General features: G+C 66.5%; 18 protein-coding genes and 2 pseudogenes. 10 read left to right on the forward strand and 10 right to left on the reverse strand.

What is annotated here, in order from left to right; all coding sequences use genetic code 11:
- Nucleotides 1-71 precede the first annotated feature (71 nt).
- Together rlmN and DRW48_RS05450 are read right to left on the reverse strand one after the other, a co-directional pair.
- Nucleotides 72-1252, reverse strand: a pseudogene (rlmN, locus tag DRW48_RS05445) (dual-specificity RNA methyltransferase RlmN).
- 60 nt (nucleotides 1253-1312) lie between these two features.
- Nucleotides 1313-1840, reverse strand: a complete 528-nt coding sequence (locus tag DRW48_RS05450) for an invasion associated locus B family protein (protein ID WP_114075519.1) — start codon at nucleotides 1838-1840, stop codon at nucleotides 1313-1315.
- A gap of 141 nt (nucleotides 1841-1981) precedes the next feature.
- On the opposite strand from DRW48_RS05450, the gene DRW48_RS05455 reads away from it, so the two are divergent.
- Nucleotides 1982-2968 (forward strand): asparaginase, encoded by a 987-nt coding sequence (locus tag DRW48_RS05455; protein ID WP_114075520.1) that lies wholly within the window; start codon nucleotides 1982-1984, stop codon nucleotides 2966-2968.
- A 62-nt stretch (nucleotides 2969-3030) separates the two neighbouring features.
- On the opposite strand, the gene DRW48_RS05460 is transcribed toward DRW48_RS05455, so the two are convergent.
- The 3 genes from DRW48_RS05460 to hppD form a co-directional block, all read right to left on the reverse strand.
- Nucleotides 3031-4245, reverse strand: coding sequence for a serine hydrolase domain-containing protein (locus DRW48_RS05460; protein WP_114075521.1), 1215 nt, complete (start codon nucleotides 4243-4245; stop codon nucleotides 3031-3033).
- A gap of 75 nt (nucleotides 4246-4320) precedes the next feature.
- Nucleotides 4321-4668, reverse strand: a complete 348-nt coding sequence (locus DRW48_RS05465) for a Rieske (2Fe-2S) protein (protein ID WP_114075522.1) — start codon at nucleotides 4666-4668, stop codon at nucleotides 4321-4323.
- Between the two features lie 27 nt (nucleotides 4669-4695).
- Entirely contained in the window at nucleotides 4696-5811 is a 1116-nt protein-coding gene (gene hppD, locus DRW48_RS05470; RefSeq protein ID WP_114075523.1) for a 4-hydroxyphenylpyruvate dioxygenase, read from the reverse strand.
- A 115-nt stretch (nucleotides 5812-5926) separates the two neighbouring features.
- Here hppD and DRW48_RS05475 point away from each other — a divergent pair, with 115 nt between their 5' ends.
- The gene (locus tag DRW48_RS05475; RefSeq protein WP_114075524.1) at nucleotides 5927-6394 is read left to right on the forward strand and encodes an Lrp/AsnC family transcriptional regulator; all 468 of its coding nucleotides are present in this window, start codon (nucleotides 5927-5929) and stop codon (nucleotides 6392-6394) included.
- Here the strand turns inward: DRW48_RS05475 and DRW48_RS05480 are convergent.
- Entirely contained in the window at nucleotides 6391-7146 is a 756-nt protein-coding gene (locus DRW48_RS05480) for a TSUP family transporter (RefSeq protein WP_114075525.1), read from the reverse strand. The two genes, DRW48_RS05475 and DRW48_RS05480, sit on opposite strands and share 4 nt — an antisense overlap.
- Entirely contained in the window at nucleotides 7143-8015 is an 873-nt protein-coding gene (gene serB / locus DRW48_RS05485; protein ID WP_114075526.1) for a phosphoserine phosphatase SerB, read from the reverse strand. Before serB ends, DRW48_RS05480 begins: the two co-directional genes overlap by 4 nt.
- Before the next feature lie 180 nt (nucleotides 8016-8195).
- Here serB and DRW48_RS05490 point away from each other — a divergent pair, with 180 nt between their 5' ends.
- The 5 genes from DRW48_RS05490 to hspQ all read left to right on the forward strand — a co-directional run bounded on the left by DRW48_RS05490 (nucleotide 8196) and on the right by hspQ (nucleotide 12739).
- Nucleotides 8196-9344, forward strand: a complete 1149-nt coding sequence (locus DRW48_RS05490) for a phosphoserine transaminase (protein WP_114075527.1) — start codon at nucleotides 8196-8198, stop codon at nucleotides 9342-9344.
- 93 nt (nucleotides 9345-9437) lie between these two features.
- The gene (gene serA / locus DRW48_RS05495) at nucleotides 9438-11030 is read left to right on the forward strand and encodes a phosphoglycerate dehydrogenase (protein WP_114075528.1); all 1593 of its coding nucleotides are present in this window, start codon (nucleotides 9438-9440) and stop codon (nucleotides 11028-11030) included.
- An 11-nt stretch (nucleotides 11031-11041) separates the two neighbouring features.
- Nucleotides 11042-11911 (forward strand): metallophosphoesterase, encoded by an 870-nt coding sequence (locus DRW48_RS05500; protein WP_114075529.1) that lies wholly within the window; start codon nucleotides 11042-11044, stop codon nucleotides 11909-11911.
- Nucleotides 11856-12305, forward strand: a complete 450-nt coding sequence (locus tag DRW48_RS05505) for a CreA family protein (RefSeq protein WP_114075530.1) — start codon at nucleotides 11856-11858, stop codon at nucleotides 12303-12305. Before DRW48_RS05500 ends, DRW48_RS05505 begins: the two co-directional genes overlap by 56 nt.
- A 107-nt stretch (nucleotides 12306-12412) precedes the next feature.
- On the forward strand, nucleotides 12413-12739 hold the full coding sequence (gene hspQ / locus DRW48_RS05510; protein ID WP_114075531.1) for a heat shock protein HspQ: 327 nt from the start codon (nucleotides 12413-12415) through the stop codon (nucleotides 12737-12739).
- 188 nt (nucleotides 12740-12927) lie between these two features.
- On the opposite strand, the gene DRW48_RS05515 is transcribed toward hspQ, so the two are convergent.
- Together DRW48_RS05515 and DRW48_RS05520 are read right to left on the reverse strand one after the other, a co-directional pair.
- Nucleotides 12928-13494, reverse strand: a complete 567-nt coding sequence (locus DRW48_RS05515; RefSeq protein ID WP_114075532.1) for an ATP-binding protein — start codon at nucleotides 13492-13494, stop codon at nucleotides 12928-12930.
- Between the two features lies 1 nt (nucleotide 13495).
- The gene (locus tag DRW48_RS05520) at nucleotides 13496-13831 is read right to left on the reverse strand and encodes an STAS domain-containing protein (RefSeq protein ID WP_114075533.1); all 336 of its coding nucleotides are present in this window, start codon (nucleotides 13829-13831) and stop codon (nucleotides 13496-13498) included.
- Nucleotides 13832-13929: 98 nt separating this feature from the next.
- Between DRW48_RS05520 and DRW48_RS05525 the strand changes: the two genes are divergently transcribed.
- The gene (locus DRW48_RS05525; protein ID WP_277870807.1) at nucleotides 13930-15111 is read left to right on the forward strand and encodes a thiolase family protein; all 1182 of its coding nucleotides are present in this window, start codon (nucleotides 13930-13932) and stop codon (nucleotides 15109-15111) included.
- Nucleotides 15111-15578, forward strand: a pseudogene (locus DRW48_RS05530) (YbaK/EbsC family protein). The gene DRW48_RS05525 and the pseudogene DRW48_RS05530 overlap by 1 nt, the downstream one beginning before the upstream one ends.
- 3 nt (nucleotides 15579-15581) lie before the next feature.
- On the opposite strand, the gene DRW48_RS05535 reads toward DRW48_RS05530, so the two are convergent.
- Nucleotides 15582-15974 carry a hypothetical protein gene (locus DRW48_RS05535; protein WP_114075535.1) on the reverse strand — a complete coding sequence of 131 codons (393 nt, stop codon included), beginning with the start codon at nucleotides 15972-15974 and terminating at the stop codon, nucleotides 15582-15584.
- Between the two features lie 187 nt (nucleotides 15975-16161).
- On the opposite strand from DRW48_RS05535, the gene leuB reads away from it, so the two are divergent.
- Nucleotides 16162-17286 carry a 3-isopropylmalate dehydrogenase gene (leuB, locus tag DRW48_RS05540; RefSeq protein WP_114075536.1) on the forward strand — a complete coding sequence of 375 codons (1125 nt, stop codon included), beginning with the start codon at nucleotides 16162-16164 and terminating at the stop codon, nucleotides 17284-17286.
- Nucleotides 17287-17289 lie beyond the last annotated feature (3 nt).

Raw genomic sequence — 17289 nt, forward strand, 5'->3', positions numbered from 1 at the left:
GGTCGGGGGCCTTCTGCTTTGGACCCCCGAAATTCATCGATGCAGTGTGATGGAGCGTTTGCGTCGCCCCGTCAGGGCGCGGCGATCTCGGCCGCGATCTGGGCGCGGGATTTGCGCCCGCGCTCGGTTTCCGATTTCAGCTGGCCGCAGGCGGCCATGATGTCCTCGCCGCGCGGTTTGCGGATCGGGCTGGCGTAGCCCGCCTTGTAGATGATGTCGGCAAAGGCGCGGATCCGCTCGGGGTCGAGCGGCGATAGGGGGCGCCGGGCCATTCGTTGAAGGGGATCAGGTTGATCTTGGCCGGGATGCCGCGGATCAGTCTGACCAGCCGGTGGGCGTCCTCGTCGCTGTCATTCACGCCGTCCAGCATCACGTATTCAAAGGTGATGCGCTCGCTGTTGGACAGGCGCGGATAATCCCGCAGCGCCGCCAGCAGCGCCTGGATGTTCCAGCGCTTGTTGATCGGCACCAACCGGTCGCGCACCTCGTCGGTGGTGGCGTGAAAGCTGACGGCCAGCAGGCAGCCGATCTGCTCGGCCGTGCGCGCGATCTCGGGCACGACGCCCGAGGTCGACAGCGTGATGCGCCGGCGCGAGAGGGTCAGCCCTTCGCCGTCCATCACTACCGTCATGGCGTCGCGCACGCCCTCGAAATTATACAGCGGCTCCCCCATGCCCATCAGGACCAGGTTGCTCACCAGCCGTGTCTCGTCCTTGGGCGCGCCCGGCACCGGCCATTCGTCCAGATCGTCGCGCGCGACCATCAACTGGCCGACGATCTCGCCGGCGGTCAAGTTGCGCACCAGCTTTTGCGTACCGGTGTGGCAGAAGGAACAGGTCAGCGTGCAGCCGACCTGCGACGACACGCAAAGCGTGCCGCGATTCTCCTCGGGGATATAGACGGTCTCGACCTCGTGGCCGCCGGCGATCCGCAGCAGGTACTTGCGGGTGCCGTCCTCGCTGACCTGCCGGGTTACGACCTCGGGCAGTTCGATCGTGAAATGCGCGGCCAGCAGGGCGCGGTAGTCCTTGGCGAGGTTGGTCATGGCGGCGAAATCGCGCACGCCCCAGTGATAGACCCACTGCCAGACCTGCCCGAGGCGCATCTTGGCCTGCTTTTCGGGCGTGCCAGCGGCGATCAACGCCTCAAGCAGTTGCGGGCGCGTCAGGCCGATGATGTTCACGAGCCCGCCCGCCGCGGACTTGCGCGGCAGGGTCAGCACATCCTGGGTGATCGGAACAGTCGGAATCATGGCGCGGCCTGCCGGAAAACACGCTAACTAGTGCCGACCGCCCCTGAAATCAACCTTGGATCAGCCGGCGCAGGCTGCCTTGGCCTTGTTGGTCGCGTCGGTGATGCCCTTCAGCGAAAAGGTGTCGACCGTCGTCGTGCCGCGGCCGGACTTGCCCGTCACGACGGCATCGGCGCCCGCGCGCAGGGCGGCAATCACCTTGGCGTCGTCATCCGGGGATCCGGTCCAGGCGCTCTCGCCCTCGGTGAACAGCTTGAAGGTATTGTCGCCCACCACGACGCTGACGGTCGAGCCCGAGGCGAACGGGTAGCCCCCGCCAAAGCTGACCTCGCCGGCCTGGCCGGGACGGTACGCGATATAGAGACGGATGTCGCCGCGCTCGACCTCGACGGGTTTGCCGTCGCGCGTGTTGACGGTCTTTTTCGGCGGCGAGACGGCCCAGCATTCTTTGGGCTTGTCGCCCTGAAACGCGGTCCAGTCACCCGAAGTCCCAATCACATTCGAGGATTCCTGCGCCGCAACGCCCCCCGCCATGGCGGCCGAGGCGAGCGCAGCGGCGAGGACCGTGCGGAGAATGGGGGAAGTCATGGCTGCTCAGCCTCCTGTATCACTGTCGTCGGATGTGGCCTTTTCGGTCACTTGCCGACAGGATAACGGATGTGAGCCCTGAAGAAAGGGCCAGCGGCTGAAAATCGCGCATTTGTCAGCACCAGCGTGAAGGGAGGACAGATGTCCGCAGCGGAATTGATCGAATTGTGGCGTGGCGATCTGCGCGAGGGGGTGCATCGCGGCCATGCGGTGATTGCCGATCGCAATGGTATCGTGGAAGCCTGGGGCGATCCGGCAGCGATTATCTTTCCGCGCTCGTCCTGCAAGATGATCCAGGCGCTGCCGCTGATTGAAAGCGGTGCGGCCGATGCTGCAAATCTTGGCACCGAGCAATTGGCGTTGACCTGCGCCAGCCATAATGGCGCAGCGATGCATGTCGGCCGGGTTGGCACCTGGCTGGAGGGGCTGGGGCTGGGCGAGGCAGACCTGCGCTGCGGCAGCCATATGCCGCGCGATCCGGACGAGGCGCGCCGGCTGACCTGCTCGGAGGAGGCACCCTGCCAGTTGCATAACAACTGCTCTGGCAAGCACGCGGGTTTTCTGACGCTGAATCGTCATCTCGGAGCCGGCAGCGAATATGTCGAGATGGACCATCCGATCCAGCAAGCTATCCGGCAGGCCACCGCCGAGGTTTGCGCTTCCGAGATCGCGGGCTGGGGGATCGACGGCTGCTCGGCCCCCAATTTCGCGGTGCCGCTGCAGGGCCTCGCCCATGCCATGGCCAGCTTCGCGACCCCCGACTCCGACGCGCGCGGCGCGGCCATGACGCGGCTGACTCAGGCGATGGTGACCCACCCGGAACTGGTCGCGGGCGAGGGTCGTGCCTGCACCAACCTGATGCGCGCCATGGGCGGGCGGGTCGCGGTCAAGACCGGGGCCGAGGCTGTGTTCATCGCGATCCTGCCTGAAATGGGTCTGGGGATCGCGCTGAAGATCGAGGATGGGGGCACCCGCGCCGCAGAGGCGGCGATTACCGCCCTGCTGGTACATCTTGGGGCGCTGGAGGCCGAGCATCCCGTGGTTTCGGAATTGCTGACCGGTCCGCAGCGCAACTGGCGCGGCCGCGAGACGGGCGGGCTGCGCCTGTCGCCCGGTTTTCCGATCTGACATCGCGGCCTGCCGCTAGGCGGCAGGCGCGTTTAGCGTGGAGGGGGCTGACGCCCCCGACCTCACTCCTTGCCGATGGCGTTCACGATGGCATCGAAAAATGCCATCGGATCGACCGGCTCCATGTTGAGGGGCTGAGGCTGGGCGGCGATCAGGGCAATCACCACGTGCTCGGCGGGGTCGATATAGATGTTCTGGCCCTGGATTCCGACCGCGGCATAGGCCTTGTGGGCCTTGGACTGGTCGGTCCAGGCGGGCCACCACATCATGCCGTATTCTTCGGTCGCGCCGCCTTTCAGGGTGATGGGCAGGCCGGCGCGCTCGGTCCAGCCGTCGGGCAGGACGGAGGCGCCGCCGGCCTTTCCTCCGTCGAGGAAGAACTGCCCGAAACGGGCGAAATCGCGCAACGTGGCAGAGAGGCCGCTGCCGCCGATCTCGTGCCCGTCCGGGCTATCGAGCCACCATTTCGCGTCAGCTTCCATGCCGTAAGGCTGCCAGATCTTTTCGGCCAGATAGTCGGCCAGCGGCTTGCCGGTCGCGCCGATCACGATCTCGCCCGCGACTTGGGTTTCGCCGGTGGAATAGGTGTGGGCCGTCCCCGGCTCGGACGCGCGGGGCAGGGCGGCCATGACCTTCATCAGACCGCCCGGCTCCTGCGCGATCTGCGCGGCCAGCAGGTGGCGGCGGTCGGACGCCGGATCGGTATAGGTCTCGTCCCACTTGACGCCCGAGGTCATGGTCAGGATCTGCCCGACCGTGACGCCGTCATAGGCGCTGCCCTTCAGCGCCGGGACGTAGTCGGTCACCAAGGCATCCTCGCCCTTGATCGCGCCATCGCGGATCGCCGCGCCGATCAGCGTCGAGGTGATGGATTTCGCCAGCGACATCGACATCCAGCGCGTGTCCGGGCCATTCCCACGCTGATAGATCTCAGTCACGACCTTGCCGTCCTTGAGGACCAGCAGGCCCGTGACGCTGTTCAGCGCGATCACGTCGTCGAGGTCGTACTCGATGTCCTTGATGGTAAGGTCCAGCGGTCCGAGCTTCAGCGCGGAAGGCTCGAGCGGAAAAGGCTTGTCCGAGGCTGGAACGGTGCGGGTCGGAAACAGCCGGTCGATGTTGCGAAAGGTTGCGACAGCGTCGTCGGGCAGCAGATCGCCGTCATAGATCTGCTCGACCGTGCCGATCTTCTCCTCGGCATGGCGGTAGGGCTTTTCGGCCAGCGTCGGTGTGGCGGTCAGCGTGGCGCAGGTGGTCAGCGCGAGGAGGCGTTTCATCCGGTTCCCTTCCCTGAGGTCAAGGCACCTTGCAGCGCGCCGTCGTGGCGATCCAGATGAAATGAAGGGGCCCGCTTAATCGGGGCCGATGACGACCATGCCGTCGATCAGCGCCAGGGGCAGCGCCTCCAGTCCGTCGTCGGCCGGCCCGCAGATCAGGGCGCCATCGCGCGCGTCGAAGCATGCCTGATGGGCGCTACAGATAAGGCGCGCGCCGTCCTCGGACAGCACGTTGGGGCCGTGAAAATCCAACGGCAGGTATTGGTGGGGGCAGGCGTTCACATAGCCCGCAAGGCCGCCCGCCCCTTGCACCAGCAGCACCGGGAAGCCGTCCAGATCGAGGCTGGCCGTGGGCGCAACCGCGGCCAGCGGGCAGAGGATGGTTCCCGCCGCGGGCGCGCGAGGCCAGTCACGCCAACTCATGCTGCCATCTCATTCGCCGGGCTGACCTTACGCCGCGGGCGCGTCGGTCGCGAGCACGCCGCGGCGCACCTGGTCCTCTTCGATGGATTCGAACAGGGCACGAAAGTTGCCCTCGCCAAAGCCATCGTCGCCCTTGCGCTGGATGAACTCGAAGAAGATCGGCCCGATGACGGTCTTGCTGAACACCTGAAGCAGGATGCGGGTGACCCCGCCGCCCACCACGCCCTCGCCGTCGATCAGGATGCCATTGCGCATCATCCGGTCCATCGGCTCGGTGTGGTCTTTCACGCGGCGGTGCGACATTTCGTAATAGGTCGCGGGCGGGGCGGGCATGAACTCGACCCCCTGGGCCGCGATGAGGTCGGTCGAGGCATAGATGTCGTTCGTCGCCACCGCGATGTGCTGGATGCCCTCGCCGTTGTATTCACGCAGGTACTCCGCGATCTGGCTTTTGTCGTCCGCGCTTTCGTTGATCGGGATGCGGATCTTGCCGTCGGGAGAAGTCAGCGCCCGGGAGAACAGGCCGGTCTGCTTGCCCTTGATGTCGAAGTAGCGAATTTCGCGGAAGTTGAACGTGTCGTGGTAGAACTTGTACCAGGTGTCCATGTTGCCGCGCACGACGTTGTGCGTCAGGTGGTCGATGTAATAGAACCCAGCACCCTCGGGCCGGGGATCAGCCTCGCCCAGCCAGTCGTAATCATCGCCCCAGGCGCTGCCGGCGTCGTCATATTTCTCGATGAAATAGAGCAAGCTGCCGCCGATGCCGATTACTGCCGGCGCATCCAGCACCTTGCTGGGGCCGGTGTATTCGATGGCGCCCAGATCGACAGCACGCCGCAGGGCATGGGCGGCATCGACGACGCGCCAACCCATCGCGGGGGCGCAGGGGCCGTGGTCGGCGATGAAGCGGCTGGCGTGGCTGCCCGGCTCGGCGTTCAGCAGGTAGTTGATCCCGCCCTGGCGATACAGGGTGACGGCCATGCGCTTGTGACGCGCCACCGGCACGAAACCCATGGCGCGAAAGAGGGCATCCAGCTTTTCCGGTTCGGGGTGGGCGAATTCGACAAATTCAAAGCCATCTGTGCCAGCGGGATTGATCTCGCTGATCGTGGCTTTCGGTGCGTCGTGCGGAAACGGTCCCATAGTGCGGCCCCCCAAAAATGATGGGGCATTGTGCCGCAGGATGCGCGCACAGGCTTTGCGTTCTGGTTCATAGACGGGCAGGATATGCACGAATTGCGCGTGTAATGGGAGTTGTATGAGCGAGATCACCCTCGACAGCTATGATCGTGCAATTCTGTCCGCATTGCAGCGGGACGGCGCGTTGACGAACGCCCAATTGTCCGAGCTGGTGCATCTGTCCCCCTCGCAATGCTCGCGCCGGCGTCTGGCGCTGGAACGGGCGGGGGCGATCACAGGCTATCACGCCCGGCTCGCCCCGCGCGCGCTGGGCTTTGGCATCCGCGCCTTTACCCGCGTCAATCTGCGCAGCCATGGCAAGCAGAGCGACGGCGACTTCGCCACCTTTGTCGGCAGCCTGCCGCAGGTGCGCGGCGCACATTCGGTGTCGGGCGATGCGGATTACGTGCTGGAACTCGTGGTCGAGGATGTCGACGCACTCGCCGCCTTTATTCACCAGCACTTGCTGCCGCATCCGCAGATCGCCCAGGTCCGCAGCGAGATCGTGCTGAAGTCGGTCAAGGACGCGGGCGGGGTGCCGCTTTAGAGCAGGTCCCAGATCAGCTTCAGCGCGAGGCAGCTGGAGGTGACGACAAGAAGCGGCTTGATCAGGCGTGCGCCGATCCGCACCGCCAGTCGCGCGCCCAGTGCCGCGCCCATGACCTGCCCGGCGGCCATCGCCAGCCCGAGCAGCCAAAGCGGATGCCCAGTCAGAGCAAAGCCGGTCAGGCCGCCCGCGTTCGAGGCAAAGTTCAGCAGCTTTGTATGCGCCGTCGCCCGCAGGATGCCGTGCCCGGCCAGCGTGACGAAGGCGATCATGTAAAACGCCCCCGCGCCGGGGCCGAGCAGCCCGTCGTAAAAGGCGATGAGCGGCACGATCAGCGCGGTGAACGCCGCCGGGCGCAGGCGCTCGGTCCGGTCGAGGTCGCCAAGCCCGGGCTTGAGGGCAAAGAACAGCGCGATGCCAACCAGCACGACTGGTAGCGCGTAGCGCAGCGCCTGTGTCGGGATCGCGCTGACGGCCAGCGCGCCGCCGAGCCCCGCGGCAAAGGCCAGTGCGGCAGCGACGATCTGGCGGCGCGGATCGACGTGGCCGCTGCGGGCATAACTGATCGCGGCGGTCGCGGCGCCGAACACGCCCTGCACCTTGTTGGTCGCCAGCGCCTGCGTCGGCGGCACGCCGGCCAGCAGCAGCGCCGGAACGGTGATCAACCCGCCGCCGCCGGCGATGGCGTCGACAAACCCGGCCGCAACGGCCGCCGCGATCAGGGCCGCGAGGATCTGGGGGTCGAGGGTCATGCCGCGAATTCGTCCCGGTGATAACCCTGCAGATACAGAAGACCGGTCAGGTCGGCATGATCCAGCCGGATCGGGGCCTGCGCCGCCACGGTCGGCTTTGCGTGCAGCGCGACGCCGGTCCCGGCGGCCAACAGCATCGGCAGATCGTTAGCACCGTCGCCGACCGCGATGGCATCGGCTGGGGTCAGCCCGCGCGCGGCGGCGATCTGGTGCAGCGCCTCGACCTTGGCCTCGCGGCCGAGGATCGGCATGCCGACCTGCCCCAGCAACACCCCGTCCGAGGCGAGCAGCGTGTTCGCCCGGTCCTCGTCAAAGCCGAGGGCCTTGGCGACCGGCGCGGTGAAGTCGGTGAACCCGCCCGAGACGAGCGCCGCATAGGCACCGTGCGCGCGCATCGTCGCGACCAGCGCTGCCCCGCCAGCGGCCAGGGTGATGCGCGTGGCCAAAACCTCGGCGATTGCGGCTTCGGGCAGCCCGCTCAGCAGGCCGACACGCTCGATCAGCGCCTCCTCGAAGTCCAGCTCGCCATTCATCGCGCGGGTGGTGATCGCCGCGACGCGGCCGCCGACGCCGGCGAAATCGGCCAGCTCGTCAATGCATTCCTGCGAGATCATGGTCGAATCCATGTCCGCCAAAAGCAGCGCCTTTCGCCGCGCACCCTCCGGCTGGATCGCGAGATCAAAGCCGTCGCCATGAAGCGTGGCCCATGTCGCGTGAAAGGCGTCCCCTGACGGCGCGGCAAACTCGGCTGCGAGGCCCGTGGCCAGCCAGTGCGCATCCGTCCCGTCCATGCCGCGCAACGCGATGTCGAGGATGCCCTGGGTCAGATCGGCGCGCGCCGGGGCGGCGAGGAGGGTGACGATCGGCATGCTCAGTCCTGCGGCTAGGGACGTCATCGCCGCCTAGCGCAGCCGCCGGGCAAGGGAAAGCGCCCACGTCAGTTGCCTCGCATCCGCGACATTCGGATGTTGCGCGACTCGGGCGGCGCCGGTAGAGCGGTCAGTGGGCCACCCCTCCCCACCGAGGGGCCTTTAGCTGGAAGGCTAACCATGACCGATCTGACTCTCCCGGCAACGCGGCCGGTCAATCCGCGTTTTTCGTCTGGTCCCTGCGCCAAGCTCCCCGGATATGCCCTGGACATGCTGTCGGATGCCCCCTTGGGCCGTTCGCACCGTGCTGCCGTTGGCAAGGCCCGGCTCAAGCGCGCCATCGACCAGACCCGCAAGGTTCTGAACATCCCGAACACCCATCGCATCGGCATTGTCCCGGCCTCGGACACAGGCGCGGTCGAGATGGCGATGTGGTCGATGCTCGGCGCGCGCCCGGTGCAGATGCTGGCCTGGGAAAGCTTTGGCGAGGGCTGGGTTACCGACGCCGTCAAGCAACTGAAACTGGACGCCAAGGTCAGCAAGGCTGGCTATGGCGAGATCGTCGATTTCGCAGCCGTCGATTTCGACCGCGACGTGGTGTTCACCTGGAACGGCACCACCTCGGGCGTGCGGGTCGCGCCGGGGACCGAGATCCCTGCGAATCGCGCCGGACTGACCATCTGCGATGCGACCTCGGCCGCGTTCGCGATGGATCTGCCCTGGGACCGTCTCGATGTGACGACCTTCAGCTGGCAGAAAGTGCTGGGCGGCGAGGGCGGTCATGGGATGCTGGTCCTCGGCCCCCGCGCGGTCGAGCGGCTGGAGAGCTATGTTCCCGACCGCCCCTTGCCCAAGATTTTCCGCATGACCAAGGGCGGCAAACTGATCGAAGGCATCTTCGAAGGCGAGACGATCAACACCCCCTCGATGCTGGCGGTTGAAGATTACTTGGTCGCGCTGGACTGGGCCGAGCGGATTGGCGGTTTGCCGGCGCTCATTGCGCGGGCCGATGCCAACGCGGGGGCGGTGCGCGATTTCATCGCCGCGCGCGACTGGATCGCCGATCTGGCCGTCGATCCGGCGACCGCCTCGACCACTTCGGTCTGCCTGCAGTTCACCGACCCGGCCATCAAGGACGGAGCCGCCTTTGCCAAGGCCGTCGCCAAGCGGCTGGAAAAAGAGGGCGTGGCCTTGGACATTGGCGCTTATCGCGATGCGCCCCCCGGGCTGCGGATCTGGTGCGGCTCGACCGTCGAGACGGCGGATGTCGCCGCGCTGATGCCTTGGGTCGAATGGGCCTATCGCAGCGAGCTTGCTGCGCAGGCCTGACCTCTGGATCGGGGCACCGCCCTCGGACCACTCGGATATTTTAATTCAGTTCAAGGGGCTGACGCTGCGCGCGCGCCCCGCAGGAGCAAGCCAATGGCACCCAAGGTTCTCGTGTCCGATGCGCTGTCGGAAACCGCCGTCCAGATCTTTCGCGATCGCGGGGTCGAGGTCGACTACTTGCCCGATCTGGGCAAGGACAAGGAAAAGCTGGCCGAGGTGATCGGCAATTACGATGGCCTCGCCATCCGGTCTGCCACCAAGGCCACGGAAAAGCTGCTGGAAAGGGCCACCCGACTGAAGGTCATCGGGCGCGCGGGGATCGGGGTCGACAACGTCGATATTCCCGCCGCCTCCAAGCGCGGGGTGATCGTGATGAACACCCCGTTCGGCAACAGCGTCACCACCGCCGAGCATGCCATCGCGATGATGTTCGCCGTCGCCCGGCAACTGCCCGAGGCGAGCGTCAGCACCCATGCCGGCAAATGGGAAAAGAACCGCTTCATGGGTGTCGAGCTGTTTAACAAGACGCTCGGCGTGATCGGCGCAGGCAATATCGGCGGAATCGTCATCGACCGGGCGCTGGGCCTGCACATGAAGGTGCTGGCCTATGACCCTTTCCTGTCCGAGGAACGCGCGGCCGAGATCGGCGCCAAGAAGGTCGAACTGGACGAGTTGCTGGCCAAGTCCGATTTCATCACCCTGCACGTCCCGCTGACCGACAAAACCCGCAATATCCTGTCGGCCGAGGCGATTGCGGGGACAAAACCCGGCGTGCGCATCATCAACTGCGCTCGCGGCGGGTTGGTGGACGAGGCCGCCTTGGCCGAGGCGCTGAAAAGCGGCCAGGTCGCCGGTGCCGCCTTTGACGTGTTCGCGACAGAGCCTGCGACAGAAAGCCCACTGTTCGGCCTGTCTAATGTCGTCGTGACCCCGCATCTTGGCGCCAGCACCACCGAGGCGCAGGAGAATGTTGCCCTGCAAGTCGCCGAGCAGATGGCCGACTATCTGCTGACCGGGGCCGTCGCCAATGCCCTGAACATGCCCAGCGTCACCGCCGAAGAGGCCGCGGTCATGGGACCGTGGATCAAGCTGGCCGGGCATCTGGGCGGCTTTGTCGGGCAGATGACGGACGAGCCGATCAAGGCAATCAACATCCTTTACGACGGGGTCGCCGCGGGGATGAACCTGCAGGCGCTGAACGCGGCGGTGATCGCGGGCGTCATGAAGGCCGCGAATCCGGATGTGAACATGGTCTCGGCCCCTGTCATCGCGAAGGAGCGCGGCATCCAGATCGCGACCACGACCCAGGACAAATCGGGCGTCTATGACGGCTACATCAAGGTGACGATGGTGACCGGCGATCGCGAGCGCTCGATCGGCGGGACCGTCTTCAGCGACGGCAAGCCGCGTTTTGTGCAGATTCGCGGAATCAATGTGGACGCCGAAATCGGCGCGCATATGATGTATACCAGAAACAAGGACTTGCCGGGTGTTATCGGCACGCTTGGCATGACCTTGGGGCGTCTGGGGGTGAACATGGCAAACTTCACGCTGGGCCGCGCGGCAGCGGGCGGGGACGCGATCGCGATCACCTATCTGGATGAGCCCTTGCCCGAAGAGGTCCGCCAGGCGCTGCTCGAGACCGGCAAGTTCGAGCAGGTTCGTCCGTTGGCCTTCGAGGTGTGACGGCAGGCCAGATGCGGATCTATGCGCTCGGGGATATTCACGGCCAGGCGGAAGGCCTGGCCGTGGCCCATGCCCGGATCGCTGCGGACCGCGCCCGCTGCGGCGATACGGCAGCGCCGGTGGTCCATGTTGGCGATCTGATCGCAAAGGGGCCGGCCTCGCGCGAGGTGGTGCAGTTTCTGATGGACGGTCAGGCGCAAGGCCAGCCCTGGATCGTTCTGAAGGGCAATCACGAGCGCATGTTCAGCATCTTCCTCGACGACCCCGAGGCGTGCGATCCGGGCAAGCGCAGCGCTGGCCGGTGGATCGATCCCGCCGGGGGAGGCGACGTCGTACTCGCCTCGTTCGGTGTCCCCGATGCCTCGACCCGCCCGTTGGCCGAGGTTCATACCGAGGCGCTGGCGCGCGTACCGCAAGCCACCCGCGACTGGCTGGCCCGCCTGCCGACCAGTTGGCTGTCACCGCTGGCGCTATTCGTTCATGCCGGCATTCGCCCGGCGCTCGACCTGCAGGCGCAGGCCGAAACAGACATGCTGTGGATTCGCAAGCCGTTTCAAAGCGATCTGCGCGACCATGGGGTGCTGGTCGTGCATGGTCATACGCCCGGCCGCCGAGTGCGGCACTTTGGCAATCGCGTCAATCTCGACACCGGGGCGGCCACCGGCGGACCGGTCTCGGCGGTACGAATCGATGCGGAGGGGGTCTGGCTGCTGACGGATGACGCACCACAGTGGCTCGGCCCGTCGCAGTCGCAGCGCCGTATCCCGGTTGATCCGATGGGCGGCGGTGTGGCAGGCAGCGCGGTGGACAGAACGGAGGGCGGCCATGGGACGGGTGATTGCGGCGCTGCTGGCGTTGGCGGCGACGCAGGCCGCGGCTGACCAGGTCGGCAAGGTCGGTGTCGACTGGGTCGGCAACGACATCGTGGTCGAGGCGTTTCATGACCCCAAGGTGCCGGGCGTGACCTGCCATCTGGCCTATTTCGAGCGCTCTACCATCGATCGGCTGCGCAACGGCAACTGGTTCGAGGACCCATCGAACAGCGCCATCGAATGCTCGCGCACCGGACCGGTGGTGCCCGGCGACATTGCGCGTGGCCCGAAGGGCGAGGCGGTGTTCAGCGAAGGCAGATCGCTGATCTTCAAGTCGCTGCGGGTGACCCGGATCTATGACGAGCCGAACGGCGTGCTTGTCTATCTCGTCCATGCCAGCCAAGTGGCCGAAGGGTCGGCCAAGATGTCCATTTCCACGGTGCCGGTCGACCGCGCGCCTTGATCGCGCGCATATCCGCAGCGGGCTGGGCGCGTGTCCGCCAGATGCGACGGGGGCTTGCATGGACAGCGGCGAGGCTGCGCCCTATATCGCGGCTCACGAGGCCATGCATGAATTCCAAAACCGCAAAATTTGCCCTCGGACAAGTGGTCCGACATCGCAACCACCCGTTTCGCGGGGTGGTCTTTGACGTCGATCCGGAGTTCGCCAATACCGAGGAATGGTACGAGGCGATCCCCGAAGAGGTCCGCCCGGCACGCGACCAACCCTACTACCACCTGTTCGCCGAGAACGAGGCGAGCTTTTATGTCGCGTATGTCTCTGAACAGAACCTCGTCCCCGACAAGTCGGGCGAGCCGGTCGAACATCCCGAGGTCGCCAGTTTGTTCGGCGAGTTTGAGGACGGCCGCTATCCGCTGGATGGACTGCTGAACTGAGGCTTGGCTACCGCCGTGGTCGCGGCGCTCTGTTCAGGGCGCGGGCTTCTGATGGGACGCGCACTCAGCTTTGCGCTGGTTGGGCGGCCGTTGGCGACCAGCCATTCGTTGCCCTTCTCATCTCTTTAGAGAGCGCCACGACTTCAAGCTGCCGCTGCCCGGCGTGACCTGCGCAGGCAGTTGCTGGATCAAGCTGCTGCCGGTGGGCCGACTTTCGGCACCAGGAACGCCAGCACATTGTGGCCGGCATCGGGTCGGTAATAGAGTTGCTCGGTGATCTCGCAGATCAGCGGCCAGCCAAACCCGCCTTCCGGCAGCGTCTCGACGGGGCCGTGGGCGCTGCGCGGCAGTGTGCCAGGGATGAAGCAGTTGCCGGGAACTGCGTCGCCGTCGTCGCAGACGATGCAGAACAGGCCGCCCTCGGCATGCGCGATACTCAAGTGGACGCGCCCCGCGGCACCGGGATTTTCACTGCCGGCTTCGCGCGCGATCACCTCGACGCCATGCTCGGCGATGTTGTTCAGTATCTCTGCGATGACCAGTTCCAGCTTGCCGACCAGATCCTCGCCGTAGGGATCGGCGAAACGCGAGCGCATTTCGATCAGGGTGCTGCGGATTTCCAGCGGCTCGGGGCGTAGCGCGCGGCAGAAGGGACCGCCCCCACTGCCAGGCGCCAGCAATTCGGACGGGACTTCGTGAAGCGGCGGAAAGGGGACCCGGGGCGGGCGCCGGTATCCGGTGGAGCGCGAGCGCATCTCAGGCGGCCCCGGCGGTCGGCAGGGAATGGTTATCTCTGATGGTGAATACGCTGTCCATGCGCGTCAGCCGGAACACACGTTGGACATTGGGCTGCAGCCCCTTCAGCTCCAGCGGCCGTTCGCGCGGCATCGATTTTAGGACCGCAATCAGGGCCCCGAGGCCGGAGCTGTCCATGAAGTCTACCTGGCCAAGGTCGAGCAGCACGGTCCTGCCGCCAAGCTCCATGACCCGGCGCATCTCGTCCTTGAAAAAGGTCGCCACGGCTGCATCGAGGCGCGCCTCGTCCAACCTGACGGCCAGCACGTCGCCCTGAAGTTCGGCCACCAGTTTCATCGCGCACCTCGGAATTTGTCGATTTCCTCTACTGCCGGCCTAAGGCACAAAGGTTTAGATCCGGTTACCGCCCTCGCCAATCCAGGAGGTACTTAAAATTGTCCGGAAATGACGTCTTCATCCTCGGGTCCGCGCGCACGCCGATGGGCGGGTTGCAAGGCGCGCTGGGCACGGTCGCGGCGCCCGCGTTGGGCGGCGTTGCAATCGCGGGGGCGCTTGCGCAGACCGGCCTGGCGACTACGGATGTCGAGGCAGTGCTGATGGGGTGCGTGCTGCCGGCGGGGCTGGGGCAAGCGCCCGCGCGTCAGGCGGGCTTTGCCGCCGGTCTCGCGCAAGATGTGCCGGCCGTCACTCTGAACAAGATGTGCGGCAGCGGCATGCAGGCGGTCATGACCGGCGCTGACATGATCCGCGCAGGTTCGGCGGCCGCCGTGGTCGCCGGCGGTATGGAGAGCATGACCGGCGCGCCCTACCTGCTGCCGAAGATGCGTGGCGGTGCGCGGATTGGGCATACCCAAGCGTTCGATTCGATGTTCCTTGACGGGCTGGAGGATGCCTATGTCCGCGGCCCGGACGGGCAGGGGCGGTTGATGGGCACCTTCGCCGAGGATTGCGCCGCGGCCTTTGCCTTTACCCGCGAGGCGCAGGACGCCTATGCGCTGGAATCGCTGGCGCGTGCGCAGGGCGCCATCGCCTCGGGCGCGTTCGCGGCCGAGATCGTACCGGTCGCAGTGCCCGGCCGCGACGGTGAGACGCTGGTCGACACGGACGAGCAGCCCGGCAATGCCCGGCCCGAAAAGATCCCGACCCTGAGACCAGCCTTCCGCAAGGACGGGACGGTGACGGCGGCCAACAGCAGTTCGATCAGCGACGGCGCGGCGGCGCTGGTACTGTCGGGCCAAGGCGATCATGCCGTGGCCCGGATCGTGGGATATGCCGGGCACGCCCAGGCGCCGGCGGATTTCCCGACCGCGCCCATGCCGGCCACGGAAAAGCTGCTCGCACAGATCGGCTGGGACGTCGACGATGTCGACCTGTGGGAAGTCAACGAAGCCTTCGCCGTCGTGCCGATGGCCTTCATGGCGCGGCTGGGCGTTCCGCATGCGCGTCTCAACGTGAACGGCGGGGCCTGCGCGCTGGGCCACCCGATCGGCGCGTCGGGCGCCCGGATCATGGTCACCTTGCTGCATGCCCTGCAAGCGCGTCGCCTGCGCCGGGGTATCGCCGCGATCTGCATCGGCGGCGGCGAGGGCACCGCTATCGCCATCGAGCGCCTTTGATGTCGAAAAGCGTGGCCCGCGTGCAGGCGGCACTGCGCGATGCAGGCTTGGACGTTCGCATCCACGAGTTGGGCGATTGCCGCACGGCGGCAGATGCCGCTGCCAGTTGCGGCTGCAGCCTCGATCAGATCGTCAAGTCCATCCTGTTCCGGGGTGAGGCCAGCGGCGCCTGCCGCCTGTTTCTGACCGCCGGTGGCAACCGGGTCGATCCCGCCAAGGCGGCGTTGCTGGCGGGCGAGGGGCTGGGCAAGGCGGACGCGGATCTGGTGCGGGCGGAAACCGGATTTGCCATCGGCGGCGTCGCCCCGATCGGCCATCTGAGTCGCGTTCCGGTCTATTGGGACCCGCGGCTGTCGGATTTCGACGAGGTCTGAGCCGCTGCGGGCACGCCCCGCCATGTCCTCGCCATCGCGCCGGTCGAGCTGCTGCGCATCACCGGCGCGCAATCCGCCGATTTCGTGATCTGACGCTCACGGCTTTGCAGCGGCCTTGCTGCCGCCCATCGCCTTGAGGCGGTCGATCAGGCCGGCGGCCTTTGGCCCGATCCGGTCGCAGGCGCCGGGATCGTCCAGCAGCGCGAAGGCCGGCCCGTAGTAACGCGAATCGTAGGTCGACGGATCGAGGCCTAGCTGGCTCGCAAGCTTTTCACCGGTGCCTGTGATCAGCGCCCATGCGCTGTCATCAACCTGCCAGTCGGGGCAGTTCGAGGTGATGACGTTGACCTCGGCCAGTTCTGTGATCAGCGCCTCGGCCTCGCGCCGGTCAAGGCCCGACACATCCGGCAGTTGCACGCTGAGGCGGTCGTTGGCGAGCGTGGCGCCCGCTGGCATGAGCAGGGCGAAAAGCAACCACGAGATGCGCATTCCCAGCCCCTTTGACGCCGCCTAACAGGCGCCATCGGGCCTGAGACGCGCCGCCGGTGCAAGGCAAAACGGCGTGACTTGACGGTAAGGAAAGCCCCGGATACGCGAAACCGTCTGCCGGGTGCCGCCGCGAAAGCGGCCGCAGCCCCGTGCCGGCATCCTTTCCAGTCTGCTTGCGAGGCCCGAGATGTCCGACAGCTATTCCCTCCTGATCCTGCCCGGCGACGGTATCGGCCGCGAGGTCATGGCCGAGGTCCGCAAGGTGATCGACTGGCTCGGCGCCAATCGCGGCCTGACGTTCCGCGTCGAGGAGGGGCTGGTTGGCGGCGCCAGCTATGACGCCCACGGCACCCCCCTGACCGACGAGGTCATGGCGCGCGCGCAGGCCGTCGACGCGGTGCTGCTCGGGGCCGTGGGCGGGCCGGCCTATGACGATCTCGACTTCAGCGTGAAGCCCGAGCGTGGGCTGCTGCGCCTGCGCAAGGAGATGGACCTGTTCGCCAACCTGCGCCCGGCGCAATGCTTTGACGCGCTGGCCGATTTCAGCAGCCTCAAGCGCGAGGTGGTGGCCGGCCTCGACATCCTGATCGTGCGCGAGCTGACAAGCGGCGTCTATTTTGGCGAGCCGCGCGGCATCCATGCGGATGACAACAACCCCGACAATGAAGGTGGCCGTGTCGGCGTCAACACCCAGCGCTATACCAGCGGAGAGATCCGCCGCGTCGCTCGCGCCGCCTTTGAGCTGGCGAAAAAGCGCGGCAACCGCGTCTGCTCGATGGAAAAGGCCAACGTCATGGAATCGGGGATTTTGTGGCGCGAAGAGGTGCAGTGGGTCCACGACAACGAATATCCCGAGGTCGAGCTGTCGCACATGTATGCAGACAACGGCGCCATGCAGCTGGTTCGCAGACCGCAGCAGTTCGACGTGATCGTGACCGACAACCTGTTCGGCGACATCCTGTCGGACGCTGCGGCGATGCTGACCGGTAGCCTCGGGATGCTGCCCTCGGCCAGCCTCGGCGCGCCGATGGCGAACGGCCGGCCCAAGGCCCTTTACGAGCCCGTGCACGGCAGCGCCCCCGACATCGCGGGGCAGGGCAAGGCCAACCCGATCGCCTGCATCCTCAGCTTTGCGATGTGCCTGCGCTATTCGTTTGACCGCGCCGCAGAGGCAGACGCCATCGAGGCCGCGGTCGAGCGGGTGCTGGCCGACGGCGTGCGCACTGCGGACCTGATGGGACCAGATGGCGGCACCGCCGTCACCACCGGCCAGATGGGTGACCGGATCGTGGCCGCGCTGGCCGCGGCCTGATCC

The sequence above is a fragment of the Paracoccus suum genome (assembly GCF_003324675.1).
Taxonomy (GTDB): Bacteria; Pseudomonadota; Alphaproteobacteria; order Rhodobacterales; family Rhodobacteraceae; genus Paracoccus; species Paracoccus suum.

Bases quoted from the DNA above. Each gene is read 5' to 3' on its own strand.
- DRW48_RS05450 (WP_114075519.1), bottom strand. From the start codon at position 1,840: ATGACTTCCCCCATTCTCCGCACGGTCCTCGCCGCTGCGCTCGCCTCG.
- DRW48_RS05455 (WP_114075520.1), top strand. From the start codon at position 1,982: ATGTCCGCAGCGGAATTGATCGAATTGTGGCGTGGCGATCTGCGCGAG.
- DRW48_RS05460 (WP_114075521.1), bottom strand. From the start codon at position 4,245: ATGAAACGCCTCCTCGCGCTGACCACCTGCGCCACGCTGACCGCCACA.
- DRW48_RS05465 (WP_114075522.1), bottom strand. From the start codon at position 4,668: ATGAGTTGGCGTGACTGGCCTCGCGCGCCCGCGGCGGGAACCATCCTC.
- hppD (WP_114075523.1), bottom strand. From the start codon at position 5,811: ATGGGACCGTTTCCGCACGACGCACCGAAAGCCACGATCAGCGAGATC.
- DRW48_RS05475 (WP_114075524.1), top strand. From the start codon at position 5,927: ATGAGCGAGATCACCCTCGACAGCTATGATCGTGCAATTCTGTCCGCA.
- DRW48_RS05480 (WP_114075525.1), bottom strand. From the start codon at position 7,146: ATGACCCTCGACCCCCAGATCCTCGCGGCCCTGATCGCGGCGGCCGTT.
- serB (WP_114075526.1), bottom strand. From the start codon at position 8,015: ATGCCGATCGTCACCCTCCTCGCCGCCCCGGCGCGCGCCGATCTGACC.
- DRW48_RS05490 (WP_114075527.1), top strand. From the start codon at position 8,196: ATGACCGATCTGACTCTCCCGGCAACGCGGCCGGTCAATCCGCGTTTT.
- serA (WP_114075528.1), top strand. From the start codon at position 9,438: ATGGCACCCAAGGTTCTCGTGTCCGATGCGCTGTCGGAAACCGCCGTC.
- DRW48_RS05500 (WP_114075529.1), top strand. From the start codon at position 11,042: ATGCGGATCTATGCGCTCGGGGATATTCACGGCCAGGCGGAAGGCCTG.
- DRW48_RS05505 (WP_114075530.1), top strand. From the start codon at position 11,856: ATGGGACGGGTGATTGCGGCGCTGCTGGCGTTGGCGGCGACGCAGGCC.
- hspQ (WP_114075531.1), top strand. From the start codon at position 12,413: ATGAATTCCAAAACCGCAAAATTTGCCCTCGGACAAGTGGTCCGACAT.
- DRW48_RS05515 (WP_114075532.1), bottom strand. From the start codon at position 13,494: ATGCGCTCGCGCTCCACCGGATACCGGCGCCCGCCCCGGGTCCCCTTT.
- DRW48_RS05520 (WP_114075533.1), bottom strand. From the start codon at position 13,831: ATGAAACTGGTGGCCGAACTTCAGGGCGACGTGCTGGCCGTCAGGTTG.
- DRW48_RS05535 (WP_114075535.1), bottom strand. From the start codon at position 15,974: ATGCGCATCTCGTGGTTGCTTTTCGCCCTGCTCATGCCAGCGGGCGCC.
- leuB (WP_114075536.1), top strand. From the start codon at position 16,162: ATGTCCGACAGCTATTCCCTCCTGATCCTGCCCGGCGACGGTATCGGC.